This window comes from Fibrobacter sp. UBA4297 (assembly GCF_002394865.1).
GTDB lineage: Bacteria > Fibrobacterota > Fibrobacteria > Fibrobacterales > Fibrobacteraceae > Fibrobacter.
Window position 1 is genome coordinate 1 of sequence record NZ_DGUZ01000007.1, and the last position, 12,605, is coordinate 12,605.

The 12,605-nt window shown below is 48.5% G+C and carries 10 protein-coding genes; 5 read left to right on the plus strand and 5 right to left on the minus strand.

What is annotated here, in order from left to right:
- Nucleotides 1-298: 298 nt before the first annotated feature.
- Nucleotides 299-2,005 (plus strand): family 43 glycosylhydrolase, encoded by a 1,707-nt coding sequence (locus B3A20_RS02600; RefSeq protein ID WP_290761513.1) that lies wholly within the window; start codon nt 299-301, stop codon nt 2,003-2,005.
- Between the two features lie 64 nt (nt 2,006-2,069).
- The gene (locus B3A20_RS02605) at nt 2,070-4,058 is read left to right on the plus strand and encodes a family 43 glycosylhydrolase (protein WP_290761515.1); all 1,989 of its coding nucleotides are present in this window, start codon (nt 2,070-2,072) and stop codon (nt 4,056-4,058) included.
- Here B3A20_RS02605 and B3A20_RS02610 read toward each other — a convergent pair.
- The gene (locus tag B3A20_RS02610; protein ID WP_290761516.1) at nt 4,055-4,960 is read right to left on the minus strand and encodes a nucleotidyl transferase AbiEii/AbiGii toxin family protein; all 906 of its coding nucleotides are present in this window, start codon (nt 4,958-4,960) and stop codon (nt 4,055-4,057) included. The two genes, B3A20_RS02605 and B3A20_RS02610, sit on opposite strands and share 4 nt — an antisense overlap.
- Complete coding sequence (locus B3A20_RS02615) at nt 4,947-5,567, minus strand: DUF6088 family protein (RefSeq protein ID WP_290761517.1); 621 nt, start codon at nt 5,565-5,567, stop codon at nt 4,947-4,949. Before B3A20_RS02615 ends, B3A20_RS02610 begins: the two co-directional genes overlap by 14 nt.
- Nucleotides 5,568-5,706: 139 nt before the next feature.
- Between B3A20_RS02615 and B3A20_RS02620 the strand changes: the two genes are divergently transcribed.
- Together B3A20_RS02620 and B3A20_RS02625 are read left to right on the plus strand one after the other, a co-directional pair.
- The gene (locus tag B3A20_RS02620; RefSeq protein WP_290761520.1) at nt 5,707-7,596 is read left to right on the plus strand and encodes a family 43 glycosylhydrolase; all 1,890 of its coding nucleotides are present in this window, start codon (nt 5,707-5,709) and stop codon (nt 7,594-7,596) included.
- A gap of 163 nt (nt 7,597-7,759) precedes the next feature.
- Entirely contained in the window at nt 7,760-9,292 is a 1,533-nt protein-coding gene (locus B3A20_RS02625) for a fibronectin type III domain-containing protein (protein WP_290761521.1), read from the plus strand.
- 119 nt (nt 9,293-9,411) lie between these two features.
- Here the strand turns inward: B3A20_RS02625 and B3A20_RS02630 are convergent, their stop codons facing one another.
- Both B3A20_RS02630 and B3A20_RS02635 read right to left on the minus strand, forming a co-directional pair.
- Complete coding sequence (locus B3A20_RS02630; RefSeq protein ID WP_088659384.1) at nt 9,412-9,783, minus strand: DMT family protein; 372 nt, start codon at nt 9,781-9,783, stop codon at nt 9,412-9,414.
- 49 nt (nt 9,784-9,832) lie between these two features.
- Complete coding sequence (locus B3A20_RS02635) at nt 9,833-10,408, minus strand: DUF4416 family protein (RefSeq protein WP_290761529.1); 576 nt, start codon at nt 10,406-10,408, stop codon at nt 9,833-9,835.
- A 52-nt stretch (nt 10,409-10,460) separates the two neighbouring features.
- Here B3A20_RS02635 and B3A20_RS02640 point away from each other — a divergent pair, with 52 nt between their 5' ends.
- On the plus strand, nt 10,461-11,198 hold the full coding sequence (locus B3A20_RS02640) for a glutaminyl-peptide cyclotransferase (RefSeq protein ID WP_290761531.1): 738 nt from the start codon (nt 10,461-10,463) through the stop codon (nt 11,196-11,198).
- Nucleotides 11,199-11,201: 3 nt separating this feature from the next.
- Here the strand turns inward: B3A20_RS02640 and B3A20_RS02645 are convergent, their stop codons facing one another.
- On the minus strand, nt 11,202-12,605 hold the full coding sequence (locus tag B3A20_RS02645; protein ID WP_290761533.1) for an efflux RND transporter periplasmic adaptor subunit: 1,404 nt from the start codon (nt 12,603-12,605) through the stop codon (nt 11,202-11,204).

A 12,605-nucleotide genomic window follows, 5' to 3' on the forward strand; every position in this document is an offset into this window, starting at 1 on the left:
CGGACAGCACTTGGAACTTTGTTCCTTAGTGCGCATGGCCACCTTTAGGTGGGAATCTCCTTTTTATCATAAACGAGAAGGTTGTGCCTAATTCTTTCGGCTATGTTCAGGACTAGCTTTGTCTGGCATGACCATTTTGTCCGCGTTTAATTTAAACTGTAGACATTTAATTCATGAAAATGTAGGTTATTTGTGGATTATTTTCTAAAAATACTTGATGTCATAAATAAATATGTGGACTTTTAATAATTTTTAGTATATATTTAGAACGTTGCTTGGTGTGGATTTGGAGATGTTTATGAGAACGAAATGTTCTGGTCTTTTTGCGACGTTGGGATGGGCCGTTTTTGGCCTTTTTGGCGTATTTGGCGCGCAATCGGCTTTTGCCGCAAATCCATTGACGACGGACTTTTATTCTGCGGATGCCGCAGCCCTCGTGCATAACGACTCGCTCTTTATTTTTGCGGGCCACGATGAACAGGGGCCGCAGGGCAATAACAATAAAGCCTTCATCATGAACGACTGGCACGTGCTCGTGACCGATGATATGGAACATTATCATGATTACGGCGCTGTTTTGAGTGTCAAAACGTTCAAATGGGCGAATGCGAGCGCTTTTGCAGGCCACTGCGAATACCGAAATGGCAAGTTTTACTGGTACGTGGCCGTCCATCACGGGACCATCAAGGAAAATGGAAGTGAAGGATTTGCGATTGGCGTTGCCGTCGCGGATCATCCGTCGGGACCGTGGAAAGACGCCATTGGGCAGGCACTAATTACCGACAATACGCCGAATGACGTGAAATTGAACATCGACCCCGCGATTTTTTACAATGGCGACGATATCTGGATGTATTGGGGCTCGTGGAATGCAGGCCGCCGCGTGAAGCTCAAGGAAAACATGATTGAACTTGCGGGCACGCCCGAAGATATCAAAATCAAGGACTTCTTTGAAGCGCCGTGGATGCATTATTTCCGTGGCAATTATTACTTCAGTTACGCATCGGGTTATCCCTCGACGACGAATTATTCCATGGCGCCGAGCCTGAACGGACCGTGGACGCCAAAAGGCGTTATCAACGACAAAATGGAAAATTCCGAGACGAACCACCAGGCGATTTTCAAGTATCTCGGACACTGGTATTTCATGTATCACGGTGCGAATTCTCCGGGCGGCTGGACGTACCGCCGTTCCGTGAACATCGACTATCTCTATTACGACCGCAATGGCTTAATCCAGAAAATCAAACATACGGATGGCGTGGATCCGGTCAACAATGCGCTTCTCGAAGAGGGCGGTTACCGCTTGACGGTCTCGCATAGCAATTTGGCTCTCGAAGATAACGATGGCGTTGTGGTGCAGCAGACTGCGGACGAAAAGAACAAAACACAGCTTTGGGTGCTTGCACATGGCGATTCGGCGCGTTATTACACGCTCAAAAATTTTGCGACGGGCCGCTACTATTGCCCGCCCAAGACTTTGTTGGATACGGTCAAGACTTCTGAAACATCTTGTGAAATCCGCATCGAGAACGCCTCTGCGAAAAAAGGCTATTTCTTGTTTACCGATTACGACAGCGATTACTTGGGCGATGTGCTGAACATCTCGAAGGAAGTCGGGATGCCGGTCATCACGTGGGTTCGCACAGGAACGGATAACCAGAAAGTGCAATTCGCAAAAGCGGAACTGCCGAAGGTTGAACCTCCGAAGGATTCGTCAAATGTTGAAACGCCGCCGGATTCCGGCAATGGCGGGACGACGGGAATTGCGCATGGCTCGCGAGGTTCAATGGATGCGTTGAAAACACTGACTTTGCAACAGATTTACTACGATGCCTCTGCTCGCGTGATTCATTTGGGTGCCGATGCGTCTTGGGCTTTGCTTGATGTAAATGGTGTTGTTGTGCGTCGTGGTTATGGTCGTGAAATCAGTGTGCGTTCCGTCTGCTCAGGAATGTACTTTGTCCGCAACGGCCGTACCACCGCAATGGTTATGGTAAGGTAATGCTACTGTGTCATCCTGAGCGAAACGTAGTGGAGTCGAAGGATCCAGTGAATTTTTAAGGAGTATGGAAATGAAGGTTTTGAATTTTGCAAATCTTGTGAGCGGCGCGAAACTTGCGACTCTCGCGACAATTGGCGCCTTTGGCGTCTCCGCTGTGTCGGCTGCCGATTGGTACGCCAAGGACAACTTGCAGCCGGGTCATGACCCGAGCATGATTCGCTTTGAGGACGGTTACGCCCTCATGAGCACGAACAACAACTTGCAACTGTGGACATCCGAAGATGCCTACACTTGGCGCGATCACAGGGCAACAGTGGGTGGTGTTCCGAAGTGGGCCTATACGTACGCTCCAAAAACCGAGGGAATTTGGGCTCCGGATATCTTTTACATGAACGGCGAATACCGCGTTTACTATTGCGTGTCGGAATTCGGTAAGCGCAACTCGGCTATCGGTTATCAGGCGACCACATCTATTGTGCCGGGCACAACGGGCTATGGCTGGAAGGACCATGGCCATGTTTTCCATACCAAAGATGGAACCGACAAGTTTAATGCCATTGACGCAGACGTTGTTCGCGATACCGATGGCAATTACTGGATGGCATTTGGTTCGTTCGGTCTTGGAATCCAGTTGATTAAGTTGAATGCAAAGACGGGCTATCAGGCGAGCGATGACAAGACTGTCTATAACATTGCTCGCCGTACAAGCAAGGCAAGCGGTGGTGCCGAAGAAGGACCGAGTCTCATTGAACACGGGGGCAAGTATTTCCTCTTTACGGCTTGGGACAAGTGCTGTCAGCAAGGTCCGACCATTGAACAGACAACGTATAAGACCGCTTATGGTCGTGCTGATAAAGTAACCGGTCCGTACAAAGATCGCGCTGGCTACGATATGGCGAATGGCGGTGGCACAATCCTTATGGAACGCTACGGACGCTACGTCGGTCCGGGCGGCGGCGAAGCTTTCCAAGACTTGAACCGCGTGCGCTTTGTGCATCACTATTACGATTTGAATGGCGATAAGTACAATCACATTCACATCCGCGATGTTGTCTTCACGGACGATAACTGGGCTGAGATGGGACAGCCCTTCCTCGGACGTTATTTGAGCGCCGAAGTCGAACACGGCGCTTTGACGCGTGCAGTCTCGGGTGACCTCGCAATTACGCGCAGCAATACGGCTTCGAACGGCGAATATCTCGCTTACATCAATACGGCGGGCTCCAAGATTCGTTTGCCGATGAACATCATGCAGGCGGGCGAGTATCTGTTACGTTACCGCTATGCTAACGGTGGTGAAGGCGATGCTACGCACAAAGTCACCGTCAATGGCAAGTCGCAAACCGTGACGCTCCCGCCGACAGGTTCTTGGGGCACGTTCCCGGAGAAGTCTATTGTGATGATTCCTGCAACGCTCAAACGCGGTGGCAACTTCATCGAAATTGAACCGCAACCGAACGGATTCTTCTCGGAACTTGACCGTATCGACTTCTTGCGCGTGATTCGCGATACGATTCCGGCGAACGGCTTTGACAACGGCATTCGCGTGCGCCTTACGGACAAAGATGAATTTGCAATCAAGGACGGCGGCTACGCGATTTTCGAAAATGTCGTGACGGATTCCATCAAGAGTGACGAAGTTTCCATCCAAGTGAGAAATGCAACCGCAGGCAAGCTCGCCATTCGCGATGGCGCAAAGAACGGAACCGTCCTTGCTGAGTGCGACCTTTCAACGGCTAAGGCTGCAGCCAATGGCTGGTCTGAAGTAAACTGCGGAACGCTCAAAAGCAAAACGGGCATCAAGGACTTTTACTTGACTGCGTCTGGTGTTTCGGGCGAAGCCATTGTCGGAAATATTCTCTTCAAGAGTGCCCCCTTGCCGGAATCAAGCTCTAGCGAAGCATTGCCCGAAAGCTCCAGTAGTTCGGAAGGAACGACCGGAATTGCTTCGCGTGCCGCTCGCTCGGGCAACATGGCTCCAGCTCGCAAAGGCTTCCATGACCTCAAGGGCCGCAGTTTCGACAAGCAAATCCCGTATCGTGTGATGTTCTAGAACCGTTCTGCAAAAACACCAGATTCAATTATTTTTTGCAAGGAGGTTTTTGCCTCCTTGTATTTTATATTGTCAAAAATAAAGAACTGAGTCACCCCTTCGTAATCCTGCTTAAAAAAGTTCTTATCGCAGATTTCTTTTAAGAGTAAATTGATGCTTATCCCAGGTTTTGCCGAAGGGCAGATGTCTAAAGAGCAACGTATTTCGCGAACCTTTTGAAGAAGTTCTTTGAATTGTTCGTCAAATTTAATCAATGAAAGTATCTTGTGAATGTCGTAAATGTGTCGCGATAGACGACGAGGCTTCCCAGTAAGATAGTAGTCACAAATGGCGAACACCTTATCAATTAAAGTTCGCTCTAGAGCCTGAACATTCATCATGAACGGTTCAAGTCCGTAATCGCTCAAAGATATATCTTTTGCATAGTCGGCGATGTAATTCCCTATTGGCATCGCTTCGAATGGAAAGACCGCCGTAACTAGGCTTGTTTCAACCTTAACCGCAGGGACGATATGTGCGTTGGATTTGCAGAGCGGCTTGTATTCGAATATGTAGTTGTTTATGTCGCGATCGCTTTGCGTCTTGTCAAGATTCGTGATGACAAGGCCCAATTTCTTAGCGATAGGGGCGATTATGTTGTATTTGAGTTTCTTTCGACGCGATGTCCCGATATGTTCCGAAAAGGAAATGTCGATATCTTCTGAGAAACGGTTGATGACCTTAAGCGCCTTGGAAAGCGAAGTGCCTCCCTTGAAAACGGCCTTATCTGACGAAGTTGCAATTTCTTTAAGGATAAGGGAAACATAGTAGTCTTTTTCAACTAGATCTGCTTGGATTCCGGATATCCTGCTTACTGTTTCCAAAACATTTAAGAACCTTTCTCTATTTTCATGCAAATACATCGTAAAGCCTCAAATCGTAGATATACTTGTATGTTTTTAGAGGGAAGTTCTCGATGTACTTATCTACGTCGGCACGGAGAATCTTGTTGCGCAAGATATGCTTGCGGATTATGTCGGGAGCTTCTTCCTCGCAACAGTAGTCGGTATATTCTTCGACATCCTTCAGTAAATCCAAAAGTTGAAGAACGTTGCGGTTGTCCTTGGTGACCTCAACCTTGGCTCGGCGAATATAAAATGGAATTTCTCCGACTTTTACTTCGCGTGCGATGGCGGTGGTGTTGTTCGTTACGATTTCTTCTTTATACGGCACCTGCAGACAAAGCCCAAGCTGATTTGCGAAGGTGTAACCCGAATAATATCCATAAATCTCGTCGCCATTGGTGATGTACTTGTATTCCGCGACCATGTTAGATGATATGGGATAATATTCGTGGTTGGGATCCGGTAAAAAATAGACTCCTGGCTCAAATCGCGAAAGTTCACCTGCGTCTACCAGTTTTTTGAATTGTTGACGCAGATTGCCAGCCGAAAGTCCGAGTGATTCGGCGTCCTCAGTGAATATCGGTTTCCCCGGCCCAAATTTTGATTTCAGGAATTTCAAAAGCATCTTGCACCTCAATTAACGAAATTTAATATATATAATTAAAAAGTGTTTGTCAATATCGCTTGATGGCAGGAGAGTGGGGCATCCCCCTTTGAACAAAAAAAATTATATTTACTTAGGCTGTGTGGAAAAGTGAGGCGTTATGAGAAAAGTCAACGTGTTTTTTGCACTTTCTGCACTGATGGCGGGGCAGGTTTTTGCGGCCGATTGGTACGCCAAGGAAACCCGTTGGGCGGGCCATGATCCGGACATCATCCGTTACGAAGACGGCTATGCGCTTGCGACAACGGACAACCACATGCTTATGCAGTTTTCCGAAGACGCGTTGAACTGGAAAAATGGCGACCCCGCCATGCCTGAATTTTCGAAGTGGCTTTATAAATACGCTCCGAACATGATTGACATCTGGGCGCCGGATATTCACTATGTCGGTGGCGAATACCGCATGTACTATTGCGGTTCCGAAATGGGCATCCGCTCGTCGGGTATGGGCTTTATGTCAAGTAAGGAAATTGACCCGACAAAGCCAGGCTACGGCTGGACGGACCAGGGCGAGGTTATTCACACGGTCAAGAGTGATTCGTACAACGCGATTGACGCGGCGGTGCTCAAAGATCTTGACGGAAAAGTCTGGATGGCGTTTGGTTCGTGGGGGACGGGTATCCACATTCTCGAACTGGACGAAAAAACGGGCAAGGTGAAAGACGGCGCAAAAATGCAGAACATCGCGAACCGCGGTGGCGCAGGCGTCGAAGGTGCAAGCCTTATTGAACACAACGGAAAATATTTCCTCTTTACCGCTTGGGACAACTGCTGCAAAAAAGGCGCTGATCTCGAAAACAACTCTTACAAGACGACTGTCGGGCGTTCCAACCGCATTGATGGCGGTTATGTGGACCGCAGCGGCAAGGCTCTCTTGAATGGCGGCGGTACGATTCTCCTCAGCCGTTATGGGCGCTACTACGGGCCCGCGGGCGGTGAAGCATTCGAAGACGTGAACCGTCAACGCTTTGTGAATCACTATTACGATAAAAATGATGGCGGTAATTCTTACATACAAGTGCGTGATATCGTGTGGACCGAAGACAACTGGCCAGAACTGGGGCAGCCGTTTATGGGCCGTTACCTGAGCGCCGAAGCGGAACACGGCATCCTCACGCATGTGGATATCTCGAGTAGCTCCAAGGCTTCGAACGGCGAATTTGTCGCTTACATCAACTACGATGACAGCAAGATTCGCTTGCCGATGATTATCCCGCAGGCGGGCGATTACCTTATCCGTTACCGTTACGACAACAACTGGACTGAGGACGGTGCAAACGGCAGTTCGCATTTCGTGGACATCAATGGCAAGACGCAAGAAGTGCAGTTGCCGTTGACTGGTGCTTGGAGTGAATTCCCTGAAAAATCTGTGGTGTACATCCCGACAAAGCTCAAGCGCGGCTCGAACTTCATCGAGATTACGAAGGGCAAGCATTACGCTGAACTTGACCGCCTTGACTTTTTACGCATCATCCGCGATACCATTCCCGGCAATGGCTTTGATAACGGTATCCGCGTGCGTTTGACCGAAGATGATGAGCTTGCAATTAAGGACGGCGGCTACGCGATTTTCGAGAACGTGGTTACCGACTCCATCGTTGGTGTAGGCGTCAGCATTCAGGTGAAAAATAGCGCTGGCGGTACTCTCTCGCTCCGCACCGAAAGCAAAAAAGGCGATGTGATTTCCAAGTGCGAATTGCCCACGGCTGGCGATTCCAAGTGGACTGACGTGCAATGTTCGAATTTGCCGAAGCTCAAAGGCGTACAGGACTTTTACCTTACGGCGGAAGGTCTCGGTGGCGAAACTCTCGTCGGGAACATTAGGTTCGGCAAGGCTGCGGACACGTTGAAGGTGTCGATTCCTGGTAATTTCCGACCGAATTCCGGCGCAAATCGCATTCTTCGCAGTGGTGAAATGCCCCAAAATGGTTATCACGACCTTAAGGGCCGCCGTTTCGACAAGCTAATTCCGTACAGGGTGATGTTTTAAATTTGGACTCTAAGGTAGTCGTTTTTCGCTGAAAATCTCGCTTTTTCGTGTCTTTTCGCACATTCTAAGCCGCATTTTATATAAAAATGCGGTTTTTGTATGTTTTTTGTCAGAAAATAGATATATTTATATGTAAAAAGAAATTTTCTAGATGGAGTATTTTATGAAAAATTTGAGACTTTTCAAATTGACTGCATCGATGGCGTTCGTCGCTTCTATGAGCGCATGTACAAACTCGTCTTCGCCGGAAGATGATTATTTTGAATTCACAAGTTCATCGAAAGAGTCCAGTTCGTCTTCGTCCGTGGATGTTAGTGTTTGCAAAACGGTGAAGGAATCGCTTGCGACTCCGACAAAGTTTAATGTCGCTAACGATAGCGATACGTCTTGGACGTTTTCGTGGGAATATTCCCGAAATTCTGAGCGTCCTGAAACGGGCTTTAGAATTGAATATCTGGATCTGGATGCTACGAATACGGATTGGAAGAGCGAGGGTACTACGAATGCTGAAGTGACTTTGTATAAGCTTCATGGCAAGAGCAAGGTTGGCAAGTATTATCGCGTGATTGCAATTGATGATTGCGGTAGGTCCGACGGCAGCAACCGCTTGCAGATCAACGAGAATGGTTCGACGTCCGTGTCTACTGCGACCGATGCAAACCTCGGCGTCCCGACCAATTTTGAGATAACCGATACGCTTGGCCAAAACCTATGGCTTGTCTCCTGGAACTATTCTGGCGATAAGGATAGCTATGTGTTGCAGCGCTTTATCGAAACCAAGAATGCCTGGGAAAAATTCTTGACAATCGACGATAGGACTGCCCTCGAAACGGTTATTGATACTGCAGCTGCGGGCAAGTACATTCGCGTGGCCGCCGTTTACGAAGGCAAGGTCTCTACGTATTCCGAAAAAATCAAGATGCCGGATGCCGTTGTGAAAACGGCTTCTACAGGAACGCCTTCGGGTGGGGGCAAGAGCAGTTGCGTGCCGGCCGCTCCGACGAATCTTAAGGCTATGCGAATTGCTCCGAGCGTGTGGCGACTTTCGTGGGATTACAAGAGGACTAGTACCTGTAATGAATCGGGATTTATGGTGCAGTCTCTGGATATGAAAAATCCGGTAGGCTGGAAGGACCTCGGAGAATCCGCGGTGGATGTTAAGTTGTTTAATTTGGATGGTGCCAAATTCCGTGGAATGTCGTTCCGAGTTTCCGCTAAAAACGGGGACAAAAAGTCAGAATGGACCGACCCTGTTGAAGTGACCACCGAGACGAAGTATAGTACGGAATACAATTTTGTAACACCGACGTTAAAGGCGTCTGTTTACAAGGTTGCAGGTGGCTTCGAAATGATGCTTGTGGTGGATAAGAACTTCCCGAATGAGGCGATGGTCTCTTCTAGCTATACGGAATCCCTGAAGTATGAATTCCGTTGGGGAGGCTCTGCTCCAGAGAAAATGGATACGATTACCGTGGATAAGACTTCAGTGACAATGAAGTTTACAGACAAGGAAAAACTTTGTAGTTCGTTTGGTCAGGTGCGTACTATTTGGAAAGACTTGAACAAAAACACGGATGTGTCGGAATGGTCTGATCCTGTGGGCTCACTTACGGTGTACAGCAATGGGCTTACCGATGCTGAAAAGCTCTGCCCGTACGTCTACAAGGACGAATCTTCTTCCAGCTCCGCTGAATAAGGAACTCTACAAAGAACACAAAAAATGTCCGCCATCTTCGAGATGCGCGGACTTTTTTCTTGTCATACATGCTAAGCTGTCATCCCGGACTCCGTTCCGAGAGGGCATCTCCGAATAAGTTATTTTAAAAACGCAAAGAAAACAGCCGCGATAATGAGCAAAAACGCGACGATGTGATTCCACTGGAGCGTTTCTGTATGGAATACCGTGACCGCAATCGTTGTGAACACCGTAAGCGAAATCGCTTCCTGGATGATTTTCAGCTGCATCAGGCTGAAGGGCCCGCCGTTGATGCGGCTCCCGATGTTGTTCGCGGGAATCATGAAACTGTACTCTAGGAGCGCGATGCCCCACGAGGCGAGAATCACGAGAATCAGCGGCCAGTCGGTGCTGATGTGCATTTCTTTGAGCTTGAGGTTGCCGTACCAAGCGAACGTCATAAAGATATTGGAACAGCAGAGAAGAAGAATTGTAAAAATACCAGCTTTCATTTTTAGGTTATAGGGGTTAGGTAATAGGTTTTAGGCTCGGTCGCCGGAATTAATCTCGCTTTTTGTTTATTCTTTGACTATACGGTTTTCCCGTCGTCATTTGGTAGGCGAGGCGCTTGCGCACCTCTTCGAGATACTTGATGTAATTTTCACTCTGGTAGTCGCGATACGTCCAGTCAAAAGCGTGGAAATGCCCATCCTGGAAGTATAACGTTGGCTCCACGAAAATCCCGCGCTGCATATAAACGCGCTGGCGCTGGTCCTTGGTCGTTGCCAAAAAGAACTGCCCAAGCGTCATGTAGCCCGGATCGAGATTTACAGGGCGCAGCCCCGGAGTCCCGTTTTCCTTTGCAATTTCGAGTTCAATATCGTTTGTCCAAAGCTTGATGTCGACAATCGTTTCGCGGTCCACGAGATTCTCGTAGCTAAAGAACGCGCGTACCGGTGCTTCGCCAATTTCTTCTTTGTAGTAGTTGGTGAACGTGAACGGGAACGGTTTCAGGTTCAGGTCTTCTTCGCCGAAACGCGACTTGAGCACTCCGCGGACCGCCTCTACGGACTTGGCATCTTTGGCAAGAATGCCGACGATGATTTTCACTTTGGCAGGAGTTCTGATTTCACCCATGCGCCCAAATTTAGTAAAAGCTGTGTGACTTGATTTTTGTATTTTTTGAAATATGAAATTTTCCGCTCTCTTGCTTTTCGCTTTTGTTCTCTCGTCTGCTTACGCCGAAGCTCCTCGCGTTGAGCCTACGATTCTCGATTCTGTTCCGCACGAACAGTCGCATTTTACGCAGGGACTCTCGTTTGACGGCAAGGACATGATTGAAACGACAGGGCTGTACGGAAAATCTGGACTGTACCGCCGCACGCTCGACGGAAAAATTTTGGATTCTGCCCGCATCGAGGAACGCTATTTTGGCGAAGGTTCCGTAGTGCTTGGCGATGAAGTTTATTACCTCACTTGGAAATCGCATAAGGCCTTTATCTACTCGCGCAAGCCGTTTAAAAAGAAGGGTGAGTTCCGCATCCCGACCGAAGGTTGGGGGCTTACGCTTTGGCGTGACCAACTCTTGATGAGTAATGGCTCCGATGAACTTTTGCAAATTGCGCCGGGCGGCTTTGCGGTGTCGGGAATCATTAAAGTGACTGATGGTCGCTATTCCATAAAACTACTGAACGAACTAGAAGTTGTCGGAAATGTTTTATACGCAAATATCTGGCAGACGGATTTGATTGCCGAAATTGAACTCCCTAGCGGGAAGGTGCTGCGCTATATCGACTTTGCAAAAAAAGCGGGGGAGATTCGCGACCGATTCCCCGGTGTCGATGTTTTGAATGGCATCGCCTACGATGGCAAGAACTTCTGGATTACCGGCAAACTCTGGCCGCAAATCTATAAAGTCAAGTTTTAAAGGTTACCACCAAAGTTTGAGTCTCAGGTAATCGATGGCCTGGTGCGAGAGAATCCACCAGAGCGTCTTTTGTCCTGCGAAAATTTTTGCAATGCCAGTCATGCCAGGACGGAACCAACCTGGAACTTTGTATACAAATTCTCCGCGAACGGGGAAGGTGTTTTCTTGGTCCTTGACTGTGGCGGTTGGGCTTATGCGTTCCGTCTTGAATCGGTAAACGTAATCGGGACGGCTCTTGATGGCGAGCAGTCCTTCACCGTCTTGTGGAATGTTCCCAATTTCGAGTTCACTGACATCCACTTCGACGTAAATGTTCTCGATGGATGCCATTTGGAAAAGTTCTGCACCTTGATTGACCGGAGCCCCGATTTTCTTTTGCAAGTCACCTTCGACAATGATGGCGCTATCGGCGGTGGCGCGAATTACGGCCTTGGAGAGCTTGTAACGTACAATTTTTAGCTTTGCAAGCGTCTGAGCGAGTTTTGCCTGCTGGATTCGCATCTCGGCGAGTTCTCGGCTGGCCTGCGCTTTTTGAATCTCTCGGCGATTGTCCTGTTCTTGGGCTAGCAAATCCGCTTCTTCGAGCTTCAGCTCTTCTTGATCAAGGCGGAGAATCTCTTGCCCTTTGTACACGACATCGCCTGGCTTTACATAGACACTGTCGATATAACCATCGAACGGGGCCGTTAAATAAATAATCTTGTCGGTCTTTAAAATGGCGGGGGAGCTTACCTTATATTCTAGCGGGTACAAAGTTGCGAAAAGGACAAACGCAATCCCTACTATCGTAAAGAACTTGGCCCAGGTGTGTTCGTAACCTAAAAGCTTGCCTAGCCCTTTGCGTATGCTACGGGCTATCCTTGCGCCAAACCAGCTACTTTTTTGGTATAGCTCTAAAAGTCGTGCGCTGCAGAGGTTCGAGGCCAGGTGGATTTGTGTTGCTTCTTCGTCGCTAAAGGCTAATCCTTTGCGTTCACAGGTGATAATCCCGATGATGTCGTCGCCGTGACGAACCGGTACAGAAAGCATATAGCGTGCGTTGTATGTTTGGCTGTATGCTTCGTGCATGCGCGTTGCAAGCAGGTTGTTTTCGGGTGGCGGGTAGAGAATCGATGCGTCTTGTTCGTATGCCTCTTCCATGGCGCCTTCGAGATCTCGTACAATTTGCATCTTTTTTTCGAAATGGTCCGTGTGGCTTATGGCCTTGAGCTGGATGTAGTCGTGCTTGAGCCATCCAAAGCTTACGCGTTCGGCGTGATGACGGTCTGCAATTTCGCTTACGAGAGTGAGGGCTGCTTGTTTGAATTTTTCTTTTTCGAGAACTTTTTGGACGATGTCGAAAACAGTTGTCAATTGGCCAATTTTTGCATTGGTCTTTTTCAAGGCGCTCTGCAACGCCTTCACCAT